Origin of the sequence: Myroides gitamensis (assembly GCF_029894455.1) — a bacterium.
In the GTDB taxonomy this organism is placed as follows: Bacteria; Bacteroidota; Bacteroidia; order Flavobacteriales; family Flavobacteriaceae; genus Flavobacterium; species Flavobacterium odoratum.
This window is the reverse complement of record NZ_JARYHN010000001.1, coordinates 3216468-3236210: the sequence shown is the minus strand read 5'-3', so window position 1 is coordinate 3236210 and position 19743 is coordinate 3216468. Positions and strand designations below refer to the sequence as shown.

18 protein-coding genes and 1 pseudogene are annotated in these 19743 nt (G+C 36.7%); 13 read left to right on the top strand and 6 right to left on the bottom strand.

Going from position 1 to position 19743, the window contains the following annotated elements:
- The first annotated feature begins 87 nt into the window (after window positions 1-87).
- Complete coding sequence (locus M2306_RS14365; RefSeq protein ID WP_259187388.1) at window positions 88-1461, top strand: hypothetical protein; 1374 nt, start codon at window positions 88-90, stop codon at window positions 1459-1461.
- Window positions 1462-1516: 55 nt separating this feature from the next.
- Here M2306_RS14365 and M2306_RS14360 read toward each other — a convergent pair whose 3' ends face one another.
- The 3 genes from M2306_RS14360 to M2306_RS14350 all read right to left on the bottom strand — a co-directional run bounded on the left by M2306_RS14360 (window position 1517) and on the right by M2306_RS14350 (window position 3832).
- Window positions 1517-2305: a S1/P1 nuclease gene (locus M2306_RS14360; RefSeq protein WP_002988805.1), complete on the bottom strand. Its 789-nt coding sequence runs from the start codon at window positions 2303-2305 to the stop codon at window positions 1517-1519.
- 11 nt (window positions 2306-2316) lie between these two features.
- Window positions 2317-2826 (bottom strand): acyl-CoA thioesterase, encoded by a 510-nt coding sequence (locus M2306_RS14355; protein WP_002988806.1) that lies wholly within the window; start codon window positions 2824-2826, stop codon window positions 2317-2319.
- Between the two features lie 79 nt (window positions 2827-2905).
- The gene (locus M2306_RS14350; protein ID WP_115092796.1) at window positions 2906-3832 is read right to left on the bottom strand and encodes an HU domain-containing protein; all 927 of its coding nucleotides are present in this window, start codon (window positions 3830-3832) and stop codon (window positions 2906-2908) included.
- Between the two features lie 173 nt (window positions 3833-4005).
- Between M2306_RS14350 and dprA the strand changes: the two genes are divergently transcribed.
- On the top strand, window positions 4006-5115 hold the full coding sequence (dprA, locus tag M2306_RS14345; protein ID WP_259187399.1) for a DNA-processing protein DprA: 1110 nt from the start codon (window positions 4006-4008) through the stop codon (window positions 5113-5115).
- A gap of 43 nt (window positions 5116-5158) precedes the next feature.
- Here the strand turns inward: dprA and trpS are convergent, their stop codons facing one another.
- Complete coding sequence (gene trpS / locus M2306_RS14340) at window positions 5159-6136, bottom strand: tryptophan--tRNA ligase (RefSeq protein ID WP_115092127.1); 978 nt, start codon at window positions 6134-6136, stop codon at window positions 5159-5161.
- 139 nt (window positions 6137-6275) lie between these two features.
- On the opposite strand from trpS, the gene M2306_RS14335 reads away from it, so the two are divergent.
- Entirely contained in the window at window positions 6276-7037 is a 762-nt protein-coding gene (locus tag M2306_RS14335) for a lysophospholipid acyltransferase family protein (protein ID WP_259187404.1), read from the top strand.
- Window positions 7038-7111: 74 nt separating this feature from the next.
- Here the strand turns inward: M2306_RS14335 and recA are convergent, their stop codons facing one another.
- The gene (recA, locus tag M2306_RS14330; RefSeq protein WP_002988814.1) at window positions 7112-8116 is read right to left on the bottom strand and encodes a recombinase RecA; all 1005 of its coding nucleotides are present in this window, start codon (window positions 8114-8116) and stop codon (window positions 7112-7114) included.
- A 427-nt stretch (window positions 8117-8543) separates the two neighbouring features.
- Here recA and M2306_RS14325 point away from each other — a divergent pair, with 427 nt between their 5' ends.
- From M2306_RS14325 to M2306_RS14280, 10 genes and pseudogenes are all read left to right on the top strand, one after another.
- Complete coding sequence (locus M2306_RS14325; RefSeq protein WP_259187406.1) at window positions 8544-10517, top strand: KUP/HAK/KT family potassium transporter; 1974 nt, start codon at window positions 8544-8546, stop codon at window positions 10515-10517.
- 163 nt (window positions 10518-10680) lie between these two features.
- Entirely contained in the window at window positions 10681-12039 is a 1359-nt protein-coding gene (trhO, locus tag M2306_RS14320; RefSeq protein ID WP_259187407.1) for an oxygen-dependent tRNA uridine(34) hydroxylase TrhO, read from the top strand.
- An 11-nt stretch (window positions 12040-12050) separates the two neighbouring features.
- Window positions 12051-13295 (top strand): peptidase U32 family protein, encoded by a 1245-nt coding sequence (locus M2306_RS14315; RefSeq protein WP_259187409.1) that lies wholly within the window; start codon window positions 12051-12053, stop codon window positions 13293-13295.
- Window positions 13292-13522 (top strand): ferredoxin, encoded by a 231-nt coding sequence (locus tag M2306_RS14310; RefSeq protein ID WP_002988821.1) that lies wholly within the window; start codon window positions 13292-13294, stop codon window positions 13520-13522. Before M2306_RS14315 ends, M2306_RS14310 begins: the two co-directional genes overlap by 4 nt.
- A 2-nt stretch (window positions 13523-13524) precedes the next feature.
- Window positions 13525-13879, top strand: a pseudogene (locus tag M2306_RS14305) (arsenate reductase family protein).
- A gap of 874 nt (window positions 13880-14753) precedes the next feature.
- The gene (locus tag M2306_RS14300) at window positions 14754-15602 is read left to right on the top strand and encodes a YicC/YloC family endoribonuclease (protein WP_115092133.1); all 849 of its coding nucleotides are present in this window, start codon (window positions 14754-14756) and stop codon (window positions 15600-15602) included.
- Window positions 15603-15620: 18 nt separating this feature from the next.
- Entirely contained in the window at window positions 15621-16190 is a 570-nt protein-coding gene (gene gmk, locus M2306_RS14295) for a guanylate kinase (RefSeq protein WP_002988829.1), read from the top strand.
- A gap of 6 nt (window positions 16191-16196) precedes the next feature.
- Window positions 16197-16784, top strand: coding sequence for a nicotinate (nicotinamide) nucleotide adenylyltransferase (nadD, locus tag M2306_RS14290; RefSeq protein WP_259187412.1), 588 nt, complete (start codon window positions 16197-16199; stop codon window positions 16782-16784).
- Window positions 16785-17005: 221 nt separating this feature from the next.
- Window positions 17006-18001: an NAD(P)H-dependent glycerol-3-phosphate dehydrogenase gene (locus M2306_RS14285; RefSeq protein WP_115092135.1), complete on the top strand. Its 996-nt coding sequence runs from the start codon at window positions 17006-17008 to the stop codon at window positions 17999-18001.
- A gap of 204 nt (window positions 18002-18205) precedes the next feature.
- Complete coding sequence (locus M2306_RS14280) at window positions 18206-19201, top strand: TerC/Alx family metal homeostasis membrane protein (protein ID WP_002988836.1); 996 nt, start codon at window positions 18206-18208, stop codon at window positions 19199-19201.
- Window positions 19202-19264: 63 nt separating this feature from the next.
- On the opposite strand, the gene M2306_RS14275 is transcribed toward M2306_RS14280, so the two are convergent.
- Window positions 19265-19678, bottom strand: coding sequence for a c-type cytochrome (locus M2306_RS14275; RefSeq protein WP_259187418.1), 414 nt, complete (start codon window positions 19676-19678; stop codon window positions 19265-19267).
- Window positions 19679-19743 lie beyond the last annotated feature (65 nt).

Here is a 19743-nt window from a genome sequence, read left to right as displayed (position 1 = left end):
GGTAAGGGCTTTTTTTGTACCTTGGTTATAATTTGTTGGCACATTATTTGACATACAACAGATGTTCAACTTAAATAGTGAAAGAAAATGAAGTTTTTATATTATAATATAATCATCTTGTTTTTTGTGTTCGCAACTTCGGTGCAAGCGCAAAATGCAGTAGTGACCGCTCAGAACTATGATATCAGTGATAACTTAGATCTACAAGCCGTTGCTTCTATTTTTGGGGATTCAAAAGACTTAGAGGATTTTGAATATCGCCTAAATGACCCTAGTTTACGCATCAATAACTTAGATTTAAATAAGGATGGATACGTAGATTACCTTCGCGTGATTGAGGTAGTAGAAGGAAATGCCCATTTAATCGTCATTCAAGCCGTTTTAGGTCGTGATATGTATCAAGATGTAGCTACAATAGAAATTGAGAAAAATAAGCAGCGTAATCAAGTTTCTGTGCAAATTGTAGGAAATAGCTATCTGTATGGATCTAATTATATTTATGAACCAGTATATGTAGCCACTCCTCCTATGTTTAGCTTATTCTGGGGGGTGTCATATCGTCCATACTATTCTTCGTGGTATTGGGGATATTATCCTTCGTATTATTCATACTATTCACCTTATCCAACACCAACGTATATTGTCCATGTACATAATCATATCAATTACAATAACCGATATGTGTATACAAACAATTACTACAGTAGAAGTACAAGAACGATGTACAATGATGTACGACGCGATTATTATGAACGATCAAATCCAAATAAATCGTTTTACGAACGAAATAACGGATATACAAATAGCCGTGAATTAGCCAATTCTAGATCAGCGTACGCTGAAGCGAGCAACAATAATAATTCATACTCGAGAAGTACAACTTCGTCTAGTACAAGTGGAAATACACGTGATATCAATCGAGTAGACAATACGTATTATTCTAGAGGATCTTCTTCGAGTGCTGATAATTCATACAAAAGAGGAGAAGCCATCGGTAGTACAACGGATAATAGTAGTAATTCGAATTATTCAAGAAGTGGTTACAGCAACAGTAGTGCGAATTCGAGTGCAAATACGAATTATTCAAGAAGCTCATCCAATTCGAATGCCACAAGTAATACGAACTATTCTCGAGGGAATTCAAGCTCATCAAATTATAATTCAAGCAGTAGTAATCCTAGTTATTCCCGCAGTTCAAGTTCTTCGAGATCTAGTTCGAGCAGCAGTAGCCCAAGCTATTCTCGTAGTTCATCAAGTTATAATTCAGGAAGTAGTAGTCCAAGTTATTCACGCAGTTCATCGAGTTATAATTCAAGCAGCAGCCCAAGTTATTCTCGTAGTTCGTCAAATTATAGTTCAGGAAGTAGTAGTCCAAGCTACTCACGTAGTTCGTCAAGTTCGAGCTCAGGCTCGAGAAGTAGCAGCAGTGGATCTTCTTCCTCTTATTCAAGAAGTAGATAAATTATCATGAAATAGGATAAAAAAAAGAGCAAGTGAAAACTTGCTCTTTTTTTTGTTAGTTATAGATTTCGTTTAACAGTTTTGCTAAACGCAGACCTCCTTTTAAAAGTTGTGCCTCTACAGTATCTTTGAAATCAAAGTGATAGCGGTAGCTTAAATTCTCATTTTCTTCCGCACTGTTGTAAAGAACATTGGCAATGGAATACGAATCAAAAATCCAATCCTCTAAACTTCCTTGTACCAAATTTTGGTTGTGTGCTTTATCGTGAATATCTAAAACAGTTGCATATTCGGTATAGCTATATTTGTCAAAATCAACCAAAGCAGAATCCCATAAACTGTGTAAATTCATTGGTTTTCTAAACCATTCTACTTTTACTCTGTTTCCTCCTAAATCTTCCGATCTTCCGATGTGTAACGGTTGATGTGCATCACCGATGATGTGAATCAAGAAGTATAGTTTCTGTTGTTTTTCTTCTAAAGTAAGGGTGTTGCTTTTTAATTCATCAATGATCAACAACGCTCTTTTGTATAGATTTTCATCTGTAGAGTTGCTCAATTCTTGATCAAAAGCAAGGCGACTTAAATCACCAGGCATATTAACGTAATGCCAACCATCTGCAAATTTCCAAGTTGGATCCGATTTGATGAAATCAGGCCAATTTGCCCAATAAGCCAATTGCTGATTACCGATGATTTTTTTGAGTTCTTTTTTCGCTTTTTTACTTAAGTTTCTTTCTGCTATTTCAGCAATAACGCGATGTCCTGTTGTTCCCCAAGCAAAGATTGCTGTAGTTTGCAACAAGCAAAAGGTTAAAGCGAAAGCTAATAAAATTTTTCTCATTGTTTGTTTTATTAATTAAAAAGAGCTTTTAATTCTGTAGCATCACTAGGTTTCATTTTTCCAGCCAATACTAAGCTCAATTGTTTTCTTCTCAAAGCGGCTTCAAAACGTTGATGCTCTAAAGGAGTCTCAGGGATTAATTCCGGTACAGGTACTGGATTTCCCATATCATCAACCGCTACAAAGGTATATATAGCCTCATTTGCTTTGGTTTTATTTCCAGATTCGCGATCTTCAATCCATACGTCCAAATAGATTTCCATAGACGAAGTGAAGGCTCTTGAAATTTTAGCTTCTATTGTAACAACACTTCCCAAAGGAATTGGTTTATTAAAAGCAACGTGATTGACAGAGGCTGTAACACATATTCTTCTTGAATGTCTCCTAGCAGCAATCCCTGCCGCTCGGTCCATACGCGCTAATAGTTCACCTCCAAACATATTGTTTAGTGGATTTGTCTCTCCAGGAAGAACTAAATCACTGATTATAGTAGCGGATTCAGATACTAATTTTGCCTTCATAAAAATATATTTTTAGCAAAGATAAAGACAAAGCAAAAAAAAACCGAACGTTTCGCGTTCGGTTGGTATATTTAACGTATTATTTAATAAAAATCCAGGCTTCCTTATTGGTTGTACGGTGAATTTCCTTTAAGGCATCTTTCGCTTCTTCGTGTGAGATGAAGCTTCCATATACCACAGGATACATTCCATATTTGGTACGACCTAAGAAAGAGGCATCTTCAAACCCTTTCTTTTTTAAGATTTCAACCTCAATAGCAGCATTTTCTTCACTGCGGAAAGCAGCAGCAACTAAGTGATAAGGTTTGGTGATGATGACCGTTTCATCTTTTACAGGTAAGGCGATAGCATCCATCGAAGGTTCAATGATAAAAGTAGCTTGTTGAAGCTTATTTTGAACCTGTGATTGAACGTTGTTTTCAATCGATAACGTTTGATCATTCACATAAGCCGTATAGCCGTTTTGTACTAAAACACTTCCAATTCCCAGCGTTAACACTAGAACCGAAGCATATTTGAAGAAGGTAGCCGTACGTCTTGTTTTTCCAGTAGCAGTTTCAATTGCCACAACCGGTGTAGAAGTAGCTTCTTCTCTTTGAATAGACTGAACCCCTACAGCAGATAAACCGAAAGAAGTCGCCAAGTAATTTTGATTCTGAATAGGATCAAATTGCAAGCTTTTTTCTTCATTATAGCTGAAGATACCGATTGATTCTAAGTTTAAAGAATCAAAAGACGTCAAGGTGTTGTTCCAATCAGCAACCATTGCTTGGATACGCGTAACCGCTTCCTCATAAGAAAGGCGCTCTTGCGTAGCAACGTGATTCGCTAACAATCCATCATTGTTCACAATATTTCTATTAAAAGAAATTCGCTTTTGTGGAGGGAAAAACAATTGTTTTTCTACATCGTAAAAAGACGATTGGATTTCAGTGATAAAAGCACCAAATCCAGGAACAATAACGCATGGATAGCGATATAATAAGGCTGATATGTATTGAGTCATCTTCATAGTACAAAAGTAGTCTAAACCAATGGCTTAGCAAATAATAAGCTGCATTTTTTTATTAACAATTTTATCGACCAACAGCAACTTCTTAAGTAATTGGTACTGAATGGTTAGATTTTTGATGTTACCTGCACTAAGGTAAGAAAATTTAATTAATTAACATATTTTTAATGAGAGAAGAAGACTTGTTATTCACTTTAGCTTTAACCAAAGTGAATGGAGTAGGGCCAATTATAGGAAAGCGATTAATTGAAAATTTTGGTACAGCTAAGGCGGTTTTTGAGGCCTCTTATCAAGCTTTAATCGCCAAACGGGTCTCCGCATCGCTGGCGCAAGAAATAGGGCAAAAGAAGGGGTTTCATTGGGCGGAAAAGGAGATGAAACTAATGAAGCAAGCAGCCATACAGCCCTTGTTCTATCAAGCGAAAGAGTATCCTTACTTTTTGCGTCAATGTGATGATAGTCCGCTTTTGTTGTTTTCAAAAGGAAATACACCAGAGTATTGGTCCACGCGGAATGTGGTGAGTATCGTAGGAACTCGGAATCCAACACCTAGAGGATTAGATTTTTGCAAGCGTTTTATGGAAGCAATACAAGAGTATAATCCAATTATCATTAGTGGATTGGCTTATGGAATTGATGTTTGTGTACACCAACAAGCTTTGGCTTTTGGCTTGGAAACCTTTGGAGTCTTAGGCCATGGCTTACATCGGATTTATCCTCAAAAACACACGGTTATAGCAGAAAAAATGAAGGAAAAGGGTGGTTTATGGACAGAGTTTCCCATTCAAAGTAAAATGGATCGGGAAAATTTTATTCAACGGAATCGCCTCGTTGCGGGGAGTAGTCAAGCGACGATTGTCATTGAAAGTGCAAAGAAAGGAGGCTCTATGAGTTCTATTACCTTTGCGAATGAGTATAATCGCGATGTTTTTGCTGTACCTGGTCGTATTGATGACCCAATGAGTCAAGGCTGTAATGAATTAATTCGAACGAATCGCGCACAATTGCTCAGTGATCCGGTGGAATTCATTGAGTTGCTAAATTGGAATAAGAATAAGAAGCCTACACAAGCGATTCAACCCCGATTGTTTGTCGATCTTAGTGAAGAAGAACAAATGATATACGATTATTTGGTTCAAACCGATAGAGCAGTGATGGACGAGATTGCACTCCAATGTAGTCTACCCATTTACAAAGTGAGTACGATTTTATTGCAATTGGAATTACAAGGTCTCGTTCGACCGCTACCAGGAAAGTATTTTGAATGTATAAAGTGATAAGAAAAAAATAGGGCACCCAAAATTGAGTGCCCTTATGTTGTTATCTAACAGCGTAGCCTAGTTTTTCGCGAACGCGATTTAGCGTTGCTGTTGCTACTGTTGATGCTTTTGATGCACCCGCTAGTAATAAGCGATCTACTTCTTCTAAGTTGTTGATATAGTATTCGTATTTTTCACGAACATCTTTGAATTTCTCCACAATAAGTTCGTATAATTCTTGTTTAGCATGTCCATAACCGTAGTTTCCACCTTCATACTTCGCGCGCATTTGTGCAATTTGCTCTGGCGTAGCTAGTAATTTATAAATGGTAAATACATTACAGGTATCTGGATTCTTCGGTTCTTCTAATGGAGTACTATCTGTTTCAATACTCATCACTTGTTTTCTCAACGCTTTGTCGTTTTCAAAAATATTGATGATATTATTTCTCGACTTACTCATTTTATTTCCATCAAGTCCTGGTACAATCATAACATCTTCCGAAATTTTTGCATCAGGTAAAACAAAAGTCTCTCCCATTTGGTGGTTGAATCTTGCAGCAACATCACGAGTAATTTCTAAGTGTTGCAATTGATCTTTTCCTACCGGAACAAAATTAGCATCGTACAATAAAATATCGGCTGCCATTAACATAGGGTATGTAAATAAACCTGTATTAACATCAGCTAAAACCTCTGCTTTATCTTTAAAAGAGTGCGCTAAGGTTAAACGTTGAAAAGGAAAAAAGCAACTTAAATACCAAGTTAGCTCAGTCGTTTGCGGTACGTCTGACTGGCGGTAAAAAGTTACATGATTAACATCTAAACCACAAGCAAGCCATGTAGCCGCAACACTATAGGTGTTTTCCTGTAATGTTTTCGCATCTTTTATTTGTGTTGCTGAATGTAAATTCGCAATAAAAATAAAAGACTCATTCTCTTTGTTGTTTGCCATTTCTACTGCGGGTAGAATTGCGCCTAAGAGATTCCCTAAGTGTGGAGTTCCTGTACTTTGAACTCCTGTTAGAATTTTAGCCATTGCGTGTTTGTATTTATAATAATAGCAAAGATATAGCATTTGTCGGGATTGTTTTTTCTTTTTTTGATTTTCCTTGGTTTAACATTTCTTTATTTTTTACTTTTGAGAGGTTGCAAGCAATTTTAAAATGCATTGTTGAATGAAATACATCCGCACGTTTTTTAGTGTTATATGGCGTTTTTGGTTTTACCTCTGGATGCTTATAGTTATACTTTTATTGTCACCTTTACTTCTTGTTACCATTTGGTCCGATCAAACCTATCCCGCTTTTTATAAAGTAGCGCGCTTATGGGCGAGATTGACTTTTTATGGCATGGGAATGTCCTATCAGATTGAGCAGGCTTATCCGTTAGAAAAAGGAAAGAGCTATATGTTCATTGCGAACCACACCTCCATGATGGATATTATGATGATGTTGCTTTTAGTGAAAGACAATCCTTTTGTTTTTGTTGGTAAAAAGGAATTAGCAAAGCTGCCTATCTTCGGGTTTTTCTATAAAAAGACGTGTATTTTAGTTGATCGTAAAGATTCAAAAAGTAGATATCAAGTATTCCAAAGTGCACAAAATAAACTGAATAAGGGGCTGAGTATTTGTATTTTTCCTGAAGGAGGGGTGCCTGACGATCGAAGTATTGCGCTGGATAGTTTCAAAGATGGAGCCTTTCGTTTGGCCATTGACCATCAAATACCAATTGCTCCAATCGCTATGGGATACCTCAAATATTACTTTCCCTTTCAGTGGGGCATTGGTAAACCAGGGGTAGTACCGGTTGTTATTTTACCGCCAATTGAGACTAAAGGAATTGCACAAGACCATAAAAAAGAAATTAAGGATCAAGCATATCAAGGCATCCATCAAGTAATCACGCAATGGGAAGAACAAAGAAGTCGTAAACAATAGAAATAAGTATAACCTAAAAAAAGAGCCGCAACATCCATGGATATTGCGGCTCTTTTTTAGGTGAAAAGCTTGGATTAAGCTTCTCTATTTTTAATTTCTTCTTTGATTTTTAGCTCTAACTCTTCCATTAATTCTGGATTGTCTTTAATCAAAGATTTTACAGCATCTCTACCTTGTCCTAGTTTAGTATCACCATAGCTAAACCAAGAACCGCTTTTCTTCACGATTTCATAGTCAACAGCTAAATCTAATACTTCACCCACTTTAGACACACCTTCACCATACATAATATCAAATTCTGCTGTACGGAAAGGAGGTGCTACTTTATTCTTTACAATTTTAACCTTAGTACGGTTACCAATTACATTTTCTCCATCTTTAATTTGTGTCGAACGACGAATATCAATACGAACTGAAGCATAGAATTTTAATGCATTACCACCCGTCGTTGTTTCAGGGCTACCAAACATAACCCCAATTTTATCTCTCAACTGGTTAATGAAGAAAACCGTACAATTCGTTTTACTAATCGTTGACGTTAATTTTCTCAAGGCTTGAGACATTAAACGAGCGTGTAATCCCATTTTAGAATCTCCCATATCTCCCTCAATTTCTCCTTTTGGAGTCAAGGCAGCAACGGAGTCAATAACAACAATATCAATTGCACCTGAGCGAATCAAGTTTTCTGCAATTTCTAAAGCTTGCTCCCCATTATCTGGTTGTGAAATGATTAAGTTGTCAATATCAACACCTAACTTCTGTGCATAAAAACGGTCAAAAGCATGCTCCGCATCAATAAATGCCGCAATACCTCCTGCTTTTTGTGCCTCAGCAATAGCATGTAGCGTTAAGGTTGTCTTTCCTGATGATTCAGGCCCATATATCTCAATTATTCTTCCTCTCGGATATCCATTCACACCTAAAGCTAAGTCTACACCTAATGAACCCGAAGAGATGACTTCAACTTCTTCCACAGCTGTATCTCCTAATTTCATTACAGTTCCTTTTCCGTAGGTTTTGTCTAACTTATCTAACGTAAGCTGTAAGGCTTTTAATTTAGCTTCTTTATCTGCACTCATTTTTTTGAAATATTGATTCTTAACTGATGTAAAAATAAGATAAAAATATTAGAGATATGGAGTGAAATGTAATTATGCTACAAATTGTAGCAAGAAAAGTGTTTTTGATTGCTCTGTTTTTGATGAGCAACTACTTCGGGATGCCTACAAGGCTTCAGAATTTGTCGTTTTTTCCTTCAAGTGGCGATTTTTTGTCGCTAAACCTACTTCGTATTGAGAGTTAAGCGCTGTTATTTTTTTAGTAAATCAATAATGTGGGTAAAAAATAAATAGAAATGTTGGGGTGTAATTTAGGAATTCTTTACCATAGTTGGGTTTGATTGTAAATTTCATATTTAATTTGGTTTTTGTATCGGCTTAGTTTATACCTTTGTGGAAATTATACGTCAAGTTCACGGGATTCAATTATTTAAAATCTTATTTTGTGATGTCACAATCAAAATCGACGCATCTAGATCGCGTATCACTAGGCACACTATTAGTAACTTTAGGAATTATCTATGGGGATATTGGAACTTCTCCGCTGTATGTGATGAAAGCCATCATGGGGAAAGCCATTATTCAAGAAGAAGTTGTTTTAGGGGCTATCTCTTGTGTGTTTTGGACCTTAACGTTACAAACCACAATTAAATATGTTTTTTTGACGCTAAAAGCGGATAACAATGGAGAAGGAGGGATCTTCTCATTATTTACGTTAGTCAAAAAGCTGAAGAAACCTTGGTTAATCGTTCCTGCCATTATCGGTGGAAGTGCATTACTTGCCGACGGAATTATTACACCTCCGATTTCGATATCCTCTGCGGTAGAAGGGCTTAAAATTTATCAACCTGAATTAGCAACTATACCCATCGTGATTGGAATATTAGTTGGAATCTTTTTTATTCAACAGTTTGGTACCAAAACAATTGGACGATTCTTTGGTCCAATGATGATGATTTGGTTCTTGATGCTCGGTATTTTAGGTTTTAGCCATTTAATTGATAATCTAAGCGTACTTAGAGCGTTGAACCCGTATTATGCTTTTCATTTATTGACTATTCACTCGGAAGGCTATTTGGTTTTGGGATTTGTATTCCTATGTACAACTGGAGCCGAAGCATTATATAGTGATTTAGGTCATTGTGGAATAAAGAATATCCGCATCAGCTGGATGTTTGTCAAAACGATGTTGGTGTTGAGCTATTTCGGACAAGGAGCATTGCTTATTGAGCATGCCGGAAGTACCTTGATGGATTTATCTCCAAATTCAGCACAACCCGCAAATCCATTTTATTTGGTGATGCCTGATTGGTTTTTGCCTTTTGGAATTGGAATTGCAACATTGGCAGCAGTTATAGCCTCTCAAGCCTTAATTAGTGGATCGTTTACCTTGATTAATGAAGCCATTCGACTCAACCTATGGCCGAAGGTCCGCGTGAAATTTCCTACGAATATTAGAGGGCAACTTTATATCCCATCCATTAACTTCCTTTTATTTATTGGTTGTGTCTTTGTGGTGCTTCACTTTAAAGAGTCTGGAAATATGGAGGCCGCGTACGGTTTGGCGATTACCCTTTGTATGATTATGACGACCATCTTATTGGGGTATTTCATGGTGCTCAAACGCGTACCTTTGATTATTATCATCTTGGTGGAAATTATTTATTTGTCCATTGAGGTTTCGTTCTTTATCTCCAACGTACAAAAATTCTCGCATGGAGGTTATGTAACGGTGATTATCGCCGGTGTATTAGCTTCGGTTATGACCGTGAATTACCTAGGAAAAAAGATCAGACGCAATTATACGGATTTGGTGAATATCGTGGATTATCAAGATATTTTGACCGATTTAAGTCAGGACCAAACCATGCCAAAGTACGTAACAAACTTGGTATATTTAACCAATGCTTATAACCCTTCAAAAATTGAGTACAAAGCCATGTTCTCCATTATTAACCGCCGTCCAAAACGTGCGGATAACTATTGGTTTGTCCATGTAAATGTGGTTGATGAACCGTATAAATCAGAATATAAAGTCGTTAAATATGGAGCACATCAGAATATACTGCGTATTGACTTTTACTTGGGATTCCGAAATGAACAACGCATCAATGTATTGATGAAACAAGTCGTAACGGAATTAATGCTGCAAGGCGAAATTGATATTACTACGCGTTATGAATCTCTACATAAAATTGATGCGATTGGCGATTTTGAGTACGTTCTAATTGAAAAAGAGCTGTCCTATGACAATGATTTACCAATGAAAGAGAAGATTATTCTCGATCTCTATGACTTCTTGAAAAAGATATCGTTATCAGAAGAAAAGGCATTCGGTTTAGATAGTAGTGCCGTGAAAGTAGAGCGTTTCCCTTTGATTATTAATCCGATTGAAGATCTACCTTTGAAGCGTTTAGAATAAAAAGGTATGATTTTATAAAAGGCTGATGTGTAGCGATATACATCAGCCTTTCGCATTTTAGTATTTGTTTTTTAAATCAAAAGCGTATCTTTGTCCTTTGAAATTCTTCCATTTAGAATTTCACTTCGTTTTTTTATTTATTCTACACTTAAATTTATATAGCATGCAACTGTATAACACATTAAGCGCAGAAGAAAGAGCAGAACTTATTGAACAAGCAGGAGAAAACCGCTTGACTTTGTCTTTCTATGCGTATGCCAAAATCGAAAACCCACAACAATTTAGAGATGATTTATTCCTAGCATGGGATGCGTTAGATGCCTTAGGTCGTACTTACGTAGCTCACGAAGGAATTAATGCACAGATGTCTGTACCAGCATCGAAATTTGAAGCGTTCCGCCAAACGTTGGAAGCGTATGATTTCATGAAGGGCATTCGCTTAAATGTTGCGGTAGAACAAGACGATTTGTCTTTCTTAAAGCTAACTGTAAAGGTTAGAAATAAAATCGTTGCCGACGGATTAAATGACGATACGTTTGATGTGACCAATAAAGGGATTCACTTAAGAGCCAAAGAATTTAATCAATTGTTAGAGGATCCCAACACCGTTGTGGTGGATTTCCGTAACCACTATGAAAGTGAAGTCGGTCATTTTGTGGGTGCTATTACACCTGATGTGGATACCTTCCGCGAATCATTACCAATCATCAAAGATCAATTAGAAGAAATCAAAGAGGAAAAAAACTTATTGATGTATTGTACTGGGGGGATTCGCTGTGAAAAAGCATCGGCTTACTTCAAACACCACGGATTCAAAAATGTTTACCAACTAGAAGGCGGTATTATTGAATATACTCGTCAGGTAAAAGATGAGGGGTTAGAAAGTAAATTCATCGGTAAAAACTTCGTATTTGACCACCGTTTAGGCGAGCGTATTACAGATGATGTAATTGCCAATTGCCACCAATGTGGAAAACCTTGTGATGTACACGTAAACTGTGCCAATGAAGCGTGTCACTTGTTGTTCATTCAATGTGATGAATGTGCGGAAAACATGCATGGTTGTTGTTCAACCGAATGTTTGGATGTTATTCAACTGCCTGTTGAGGAACAAAAGAATTTGAGAAAAGGCGTTCAAAAAGGAAATTTAATTTTCAAAAAAGGACGTTCTGAATCGCTAAAATTCAAGAAGAATGTGGAAGGAGCGACTGAAATTCAACCGGTAAAAGTGAGCACAGTGACTCAAATTCGCAAAAAGCAAGTAGAGCGCAAAGTGTTAGTTGGAACTGTTCAACACTATTTTACGAAAGCAAGTGTAGGTCAGTTTGAGATTGAAAAAGCAGTACAGCTGGGGGATAAAATTGCCATTGTAGGACCAACAACAGGAGATGAGCGCTTGGTTTTAGAGAAAATGTTGGTGAATGGACAAGAGGTTACGGTAGCTCAAGCAGGTGATCGTATGACAATGGAACTAGGTTTCCGCGTGCGTAAAAACGACCAAATCTTTAAAATACTAGATTAAATATATAAGCTATGACAGTTTCAGGAAGAGTTGAATTGATGGCTCCCGCTGGAAACTTCGAATCGTTGCAAGCTGCAATTGATAACGGAGCAGATTCAGTGTATTTTGGAGTAGATCAATTGAATATGCGCGCACGTTCAACGGTGAATTTTTCAGTAGATGATTTACCCGAAATCGCCAGACGTTGTAAAGAGAAAAAGATACGTACGTACTTGACATTAAACACGATTATTTATGATCATGATTTGTCTGTCGTAAAAACCTTACTCAACAAAGCAAAAGAAGCGGATTTGACAGCTGTAATTGCGTCAGATCAAGCCGTAATTGCTTCGGCTAGAGCGATTGGTTTAGAGGTACACATCTCTACGCAATTGAACGTGACCAATATTGAAACTGTTAAGTTTTATAGTTTATTTGCTGATACCATTGTATTGTCGCGTGAATTGAGTTTGCGCCAAGTGAAGAAAATTACTGAAGCCATTGAAAGAGAGAAGGTCAAAGGGCCTTCTGGAAATTTAGTAGAGATTGAGATTTTTGGACATGGAGCTTTGTGTATGGCCGTTTCTGGAAAGTGTTATTTGAGTTTACACTCGCATAATTCATCTGCCAATCGCGGAGCATGCAAACAAAATTGCCGTAAAAAATATACCGTTATCGATCAAGAAAGTGGATTTGAAATCGAGATTGACAATGAATACATGATGTCACCGAAAGATTTATGTACGATTGATTTCTTGGATCAGGTGATTGATACGGGAATAAAAGTGGTGAAAATCGAAGGAAGAGGTAGAGCTCCAGAATATGTAGCAACGGTAATTCGCGCGTATAGAGAAGCCATTGATGCGATTGCAGAAGGAACCTATAGCAAAGAAAAAGTTGCCGAATGGATGACTGCTTTAGAAACAGTATATAATCGCGGGTTCTGGAGTGGATACTATTTAGGACAGCAGTTAGGCGAGTGGAGTGATAATCCAGGAAGTAATGCCACACAGAAAAAAGTATATGTAGGGAAGGCTGCACATTACTTTCAAAAAGCGGCTATTGGTGAATTCAAAATCGAAGCCTATGACATTAAAGTTGGCGATCGTATTTTGATTACTGGACCGAGTACTGGCGCACAAGAATTGACTATTGATGAATTATTTGTGAATGAACAAGCCACAGAAAAAGCCATCAAAGGAGATGATTGCACGATTAAGTTACCGTTCCGCGTTCGCTTGTCTGATAAAATGTACAAAATTGTAACAACAGAATGATTGTAATTACTTTACAGCGCGAGAAATGTATTGGATGCAATTACTGTGTTGAAGTAGCTCCACAGCAATTTCAAATGTCAAAGAAAGACGGTAAAACAGTGTTGCTTAGAGCAGTCAATAATAAAGGATTTCACACCTTGAAATCACCAGACTATACCATTTTAGAAGCTTGTGAACAAGCAGAAAAAATATGTCCTGTACATATTATTAACGTCAAAGAAGTATAAAAATGAGAAAAATATATTATTTGAGTTCTTGCGATACTTGTAAGCGAATTTTGGGACAAATGCCAAATTTGGAAACATTCGAATTGCAGGATATTAAAAAAGAACCCGTTACCGCTGCGCAACTACAAGCGCTTTATGCTGTGGTAGGGAGTTATGAAAAACTCTTCAAATAAACGCGCACAGCTATATAAGGCAAGAGGCTTAAAAGATCAAAATCTACAAGAGGAAGATTATAAAAATTTGATTCTAGAACAGTATACCTTTTTGAATCGACCTGTCATAGTGATTGACGAAGCCGTTTTTGTCGGAAATAGCAAAAAAGTAGTAGAAGAAGCGATTGCGAAAGCAGCAAAATAAATAAAAATCGAAGTGAGAGCTTCGATTTTTATTTATTTATAATCAATTGATATTTAAGGTATTGATTTTTTATTTGTATTTTTTTCTCAAAAATAAGTGACCAAATGTGTATTGTAGTGTCTTAATAATGAAAAAGGGAATAATTGCTATGAAGTTTTTCTGTTTTTAATAAGAAGAAAATTTACGCTATACTGGTTTGGATTTTTAATTGTTTATTAAGGGGTTCAATCAGAAAGAAGAGCCGGTATAGTTCTATTAAAAAGGAAAAATTGCTATTGAAAAAGAACATTTTTATTTCATAATAGTAGGAAAGTTGGTAAATACTTAACATAGTTAAAGATTGGTTTGTTTTAAAAGTTACAGTTAAGTACAACGTTGGTTTTGAAAAAGGGAAGCAGATGCTTCCCTTTTTTTATGCGTATTCGCTTCGTCTGTGATACCCTGCCATTGGGCTTGTCCTGCATTTTAATAGAAAGAAAAAGGATCACCTTGTAGTTTGACTAGGTGGCGTCCTGCATGAATCTTCCTTGGTATTACTTTAGAGTTACTTTGGGGTTGCTTTGGGGTTTCTTGGAGTTACCTTGGAGTTTCTTTGAAGTATGCTTGGACAATCCTTCGACAAAACCACCTTTTTTCCTAGGAAACTCCAAGCATACTCCAAGGAAGGTCGAAGAAAGGTATAGGTATCTATTATTTAACCCCTAACTTATAACCCCCAACCCACAACCCATAACTCCCAACCCATAACCCCCAACCCATAACCCATAACTCACCCCCATTTTCCATATATTCATTTAATTTAAGTAGTTATCAGCTATTTATTTGAGTTTTTGTTACCTTTGCAGTCATTATCTTTTAGAATATGATACATTCAATGACTGGGTTTGGTAAAGCATGCTTACAATTACCCACAAAAAAAATCACAATCGAAGTGAAGTCACTTAATAGTAAGAATCTAGACTTAAACGTGCGTTTGCCGTTAAGCTATAGAGAAAAAGAGTTGACTTTGCGCAATCAAATTGCTTTAGAGCTAGAGCGTGGAAAAGTAGATTTCTCTTTGTTCTGCGAGATTACTGCAGAAGAAACATCGAGTAAAATCAACGCTCCAATCGTATTGGCGTACATTGAGCAAATGAAGGCGATTATACCGAATGCCGATGCAACAGAGTTGATGAAAATGGCCGTTCGTATGCCCGATGCATTGAAGGTAGAGCGCAGTGATTTTGATGAAACAGAATGGAAAGAGATTGAGGTTGTAATCCAAGAAGCGATTCAAAGCATGAAAGCCTTCCGCGTAAGTGAAGGAAAGTCATTAGAGAATGATTTTAGAGCCCGTATAGCGAATATTTTCACTTATATGGATCAAGTATCATTATTAGATAAAGAACGCATCGTAAGCGTAAAAGAACGCCTTCGTACAAATCTATTGGAATTGCAATTAAACATTGACGAAAATAGATTTGAACAAGAGGTAATTTATTACTTAGAAAAACTGGATATCACTGAGGAAAAGGTGCGTTTATCCAAACACCTAGAATATTTCTTAGAAACCCTTGGGGGTACTGAAGCAAATGGACGTAAATTAGGATTCATTGCACAAGAAATGGGAAGGGAAATTAATACCATGGGTTCTAAATCCAACCATGCAGAAATGCAAAAGATTGTCGTAAAGATGAAAGACGAGTTGGAAAAAATCAAAGAACAGGTATTAAACGTATTATAAAGACAACACAAGCATAAGATGAATAAAGGGAAATTAATCGTTTTTTCTGCTCCTTCGGGATCTGGGAAGACGACAATCGTACGTCATTTATTAGAGCAAGGAGATTTAAATCTGGATTTCTCTATTTCTTGTACCTCACGTGAGGCGAGAACAGGAGAGGAGAATGGAAAAGATTATTACTTCATTTCTTTGGATGATTTTAAGAAACACATTAAAAATGATGATTTCTTAGAATGGGAAGAAGTATATCGCGATAATTTTTATGGTACACTAAAGGCGGAAGTTGAACGCATTTGGGCTTTGGGCAAAAATGTTATTTTTGACATTGATGTGGCTGGAGGATTGCGTATCAAACGCAAATTTCCTGATGAAACACTTGCTGTTTTTGTGAAACCACCAAGTATAGATGAGTTGAAAATCCGCTTGAAAAAGCGTTCAACAGAAAGTGAAGATAAAATCAATATGCGCATCGCTAAGGCTTCAGTAGAATTAGCAACTGCGCCTCAGTTTGATACCATTATTAAGAACTACGACTTGGACACAGCGAAAGAAGAAGCTTACCAATTGGTGCGTAACTTTGTAAAATAAGAGGAAATGAAAATTGGTTTGTATTTCGGAACCTTTAATCCCGTGCATATCGGACATATAGTGATTGCTAATCACTTGGTTCAATATACGGATTTAGATGAGGTTTGGATGGTGGTAACGCCCCATAATCCCCTAAAGAAAAAGAAGGGATTACTCGAAGACTTTCACCGTTTGCACATGGTTAATCTAGCTACGGCAGATTACGACCATATTCGCCCATCTGATATTGAATTTACGTTGCCTCAGCCCAATTATACGACCAATACCATGGCCTATTTGCATGAGCGTTTTCCCAAACACGAGTTTGCCTTGATTATGGGAGAAGACAATTTAGATTCTTTACCAAAATGGAAGAATTACGAAGTATTGCTGGAGCAATATAAAATATACGTGTACCCGCGTTTAGATAGCGATAGAGTAGAAGAAAGCCCACTGATGCAACACCCGCACATTGTGAGAGTAGAAAATGCACCCGTGATGGAGATTTCCGCTACTTTTATTCGAACAGCCATCAAAGAAGGAAAAAACGTACAACCACTAGTAGATAAAGAGGTGTGGAAATATATCGACCACAATCTGTTTTATAAAAAATAAGAAAATTGGAAAAGGGCTGTTCAACAGCTCTTTTTCTATATCATAGACTAAGAGAGAAGGATCTAAACGAATTGCTAGTATCTAGAAGAATACGGTATATCCTTGCTTAGTACACAAGAGAATGAAGTAAAAGTCTTAGAACTATAGCGTATTGTTTTACAATTTTACAATTGTTTGCATTAAGTTTTTTAGTTACTTTTGACGTATTATAAGCTAAAATTATGAGTGATTATCCAAAGTTTGCAGTAATTGGAGGGGGAAGTTGGGCGACAGCTATCGTAAAAATGCTAAGTGAAAATCTAGGGCAAATTGCCTGGTACATGAGAAATGAGAATGCGATAGAAGAAATTAAGGTAAACCATCATAACCCTAATTATTTAAGTTCTGTCGAATTTGATATCGACCAGTTGTTATTGACGAATGATATTAATAAGGCTGTTTCTTTTGCAGATTACGTAATCTTCGCTATTCCTTCCGCTTTTTTGAGCGAAGAAATGGAACAACTATACGTTAGTTTAGAAAATAAAGTGGTGATTTCAGCCATTAAGGGAATTATCCCTGAAACCAGCTTAATTGTTGGAGAGCATTTCCATCAAACTTATGATGTTTCGTATGATAATATCGCTGTGATTACAGGGCCTTGTCATGCTGAAGAGGTTGCTCTTGAGCGCTTGTCTTACCTTACGATTGCTTGTCGTAACGAAGAACATGCGAAAGTCATTGAAAGTTGCATCAGCAGCCATTATATCAAAGTAAAACTAACGGATGATATTATCGGAACAGAATATGCTGCCGTGTTGAAAAATATTTATGCGATTGCTTGTGGAATGGCACATGGATTAGGCTATGGTGATAATTTTCAAGCGCTATTGATGAGTAATGCTATTCGAGAGATGAAGAAGTTCATCAAGAAAGTGCACCACATGAAGCGCAATATTAATAACTCGGCCTATTTGGGGGATTTATTAGTAACGGGGTATTCGCTCTTTTCTCGTAACCGCATGTTCGGTAATATGATTGGGAAGGGATATACAGTAAAATCAGCACAGATGGAGATGAATATGGTTGCAGAAGGCTATTACGCGGCGAAAAGCGCCTATGAACTCAATGCAAAATACGGTGCTAAAACACCTATTATCAATGCAGTGTACGATATCTTGTACAACGGCAAGGATCCGAAGAAAACATTTCGAAAGTTGACTGAAAAATTAGATTAAAAAAAGTTCAAAAAAGACCGTTATTGGTTTTTTTATCATATAAAGCAATATAATTGGCTGATATACAGTTTTTTATGTTGCTTTTTTTATTTTTAGTCTGTATTGAAAAATAGTTGTAAATTGTTGATATCTAATTTGTTATAACGCTTTGTCTAGGGGGAAAATATATCAACTAGTTTTGTCCTGTTAAAAAAAATAAATAAAATGGATCATTTAATTAATCACCCTGGCCTGTTGGCTGTTTTTGGAATTGTAGTATTAGTTATGCTTTTGTTGGATTTAGGTGTTTTCAATCGAAATAGCCATGTGGTTTCCACAAAAGAAGCGTTAATTTGGACGGTAGTATGGATCGGTTTAGCCATGGTATTTAGTGGCGTTATCTATTATTACATGGACTTCGAAAATTTTGCGCGCTTCCAATCGGCTTATTGGATAGAAAAGGCCTTGTCCATCGATAATCTTTTTGTATTCATTTTGGTGTTTACCTTTTTTAAAGTACCGAAAGAATTACATCACCGCGTATTGTTCTGGGGGATTATTGGAGCTTTAGTCTTTAGAGCTATCTTTATCTTTGCAGGAGTTGAGTTAATTAACCATACGTATTTACCAGCATTTGAACTGTTTGGTCATCAAGTTGAAATTAACGTTGTCTTGACTATTTTCGGGGTTTTCTTATTGGTATCGGGAATCAAATCTTGGTTTGCCAAAGAAGATCACAGTGAAGAACAAGACTTAACCAAGAACTTCGCTGTACGCATGGTGCATAAGTTCTTTAAAGTGAGCAATGAATACGACGGAGATAAATTCTTTACCGTTAAGAATGGAGTAAAAATGGTAACCCCTCTTTTCGTCGCGTTGATGGTGATTGAGTTTACCGATTTAGTTTTTGCGGTAGATAGTATTCCAGCGATTTTCGCTATTGCACCTGATGATCCATTCATTCTATATACATCCAATATCTTTGCTATTTTAGGATTGCGTTCGCTTTATTTCCTACTAGCTAATTTCATGGATAAATTCTCGAAATTGAAATATGGTTTGGCAATTATCTTGTCTTTCATCGGAGTGAAGATGATTATCTCTCCTTTTGTACATATTGATTCGCTCGTTTCTTTGGCTGTTATTGCAAGTGTATTGACCCTATCTGTGGTACTTTCTTTGCTGTTCCCTCCCAAGAAAAAGGATGTTTCAGAAATCTAATATAAATACATAAAAAAAGCTGCCTTAGTTTAGGCAGCTTTTTTGTTTTTAAGGATGCGCTAGTTATTTCTTAGGACTAGCTTTTCCTTTGTGGCACATATTACAAGTGACCGCATTAATATTTTCAGGATTGGGATCATTGTTCCAATTGAAATTTTCTACATTGATTTTGCGGGTCATCACAATCATATGACGAGCAAATTCCTTTTCTTTTTTAGCGTCAGAAGCAAAATCTAAACCATCACCTTCTGCTGCAGGAGCATGACAATAACTACATTTCACGCCTAAAGCAGCACTATATTCTTTCATCACTTTTTTCAACTCTTCTTTCGAAATATCTTTCGGAAGTACGGTTAGATTTTTCCATTCCGTTGGGTCTACTGTACTTTCCGTTACCACCGTGGTGTTTGTAAAGGAAAGTAAGCTAATCATTAAGCCGAAAAAGCCTAATACTATACAAGTGTTTTTTAGTTTCATATCTTTTCACAATTTGAGTTGGTGAACTAAGGTAGGAAAACTAACATTCGGAATAAATATAAATA

Coding starts and splice junctions, on each gene's coding strand:
- M2306_RS14365 (WP_259187388.1), top strand. CDS start 88: ATGAAGTTTTTATATTATAATATAATCATCTTGTTTTTTGTGTTCGCA.
- M2306_RS14360 (WP_002988805.1), bottom strand. CDS start 2,305: ATGAGAAAAATTTTATTAGCTTTCGCTTTAACCTTTTGCTTGTTGCAA.
- M2306_RS14355 (WP_002988806.1), bottom strand. CDS start 2,826: ATGAAGGCAAAATTAGTATCTGAATCCGCTACTATAATCAGTGATTTA.
- M2306_RS14350 (WP_115092796.1), bottom strand. CDS start 3,832: ATGACTCAATACATATCAGCCTTATTATATCGCTATCCATGCGTTATT.
- dprA (WP_259187399.1), top strand. CDS start 4,006: ATGAGAGAAGAAGACTTGTTATTCACTTTAGCTTTAACCAAAGTGAAT.
- trpS (WP_115092127.1), bottom strand. CDS start 6,136: ATGGCTAAAATTCTAACAGGAGTTCAAAGTACAGGAACTCCACACTTA.
- M2306_RS14335 (WP_259187404.1), top strand. CDS start 6,276: ATGAAATACATCCGCACGTTTTTTAGTGTTATATGGCGTTTTTGGTTT.
- recA (WP_002988814.1), bottom strand. CDS start 8,116: ATGAGTGCAGATAAAGAAGCTAAATTAAAAGCCTTACAGCTTACGTTA.
- M2306_RS14325 (WP_259187406.1), top strand. CDS start 8,544: ATGTCACAATCAAAATCGACGCATCTAGATCGCGTATCACTAGGCACA.
- trhO (WP_259187407.1), top strand. CDS start 10,681: ATGCAACTGTATAACACATTAAGCGCAGAAGAAAGAGCAGAACTTATT.
- M2306_RS14315 (WP_259187409.1), top strand. CDS start 12,051: ATGACAGTTTCAGGAAGAGTTGAATTGATGGCTCCCGCTGGAAACTTC.
- M2306_RS14310 (WP_002988821.1), top strand. CDS start 13,292: ATGATTGTAATTACTTTACAGCGCGAGAAATGTATTGGATGCAATTAC.
- M2306_RS14300 (WP_115092133.1), top strand. CDS start 14,754: ATGACTGGGTTTGGTAAAGCATGCTTACAATTACCCACAAAAAAAATC.
- gmk (WP_002988829.1), top strand. CDS start 15,621: ATGAATAAAGGGAAATTAATCGTTTTTTCTGCTCCTTCGGGATCTGGG.
- nadD (WP_259187412.1), top strand. CDS start 16,197: ATGAAAATTGGTTTGTATTTCGGAACCTTTAATCCCGTGCATATCGGA.
- M2306_RS14285 (WP_115092135.1), top strand. CDS start 17,006: ATGAGTGATTATCCAAAGTTTGCAGTAATTGGAGGGGGAAGTTGGGCG.
- M2306_RS14280 (WP_002988836.1), top strand. CDS start 18,206: ATGGATCATTTAATTAATCACCCTGGCCTGTTGGCTGTTTTTGGAATT.
- M2306_RS14275 (WP_259187418.1), bottom strand. CDS start 19,678: ATGAAACTAAAAAACACTTGTATAGTATTAGGCTTTTTCGGCTTAATG.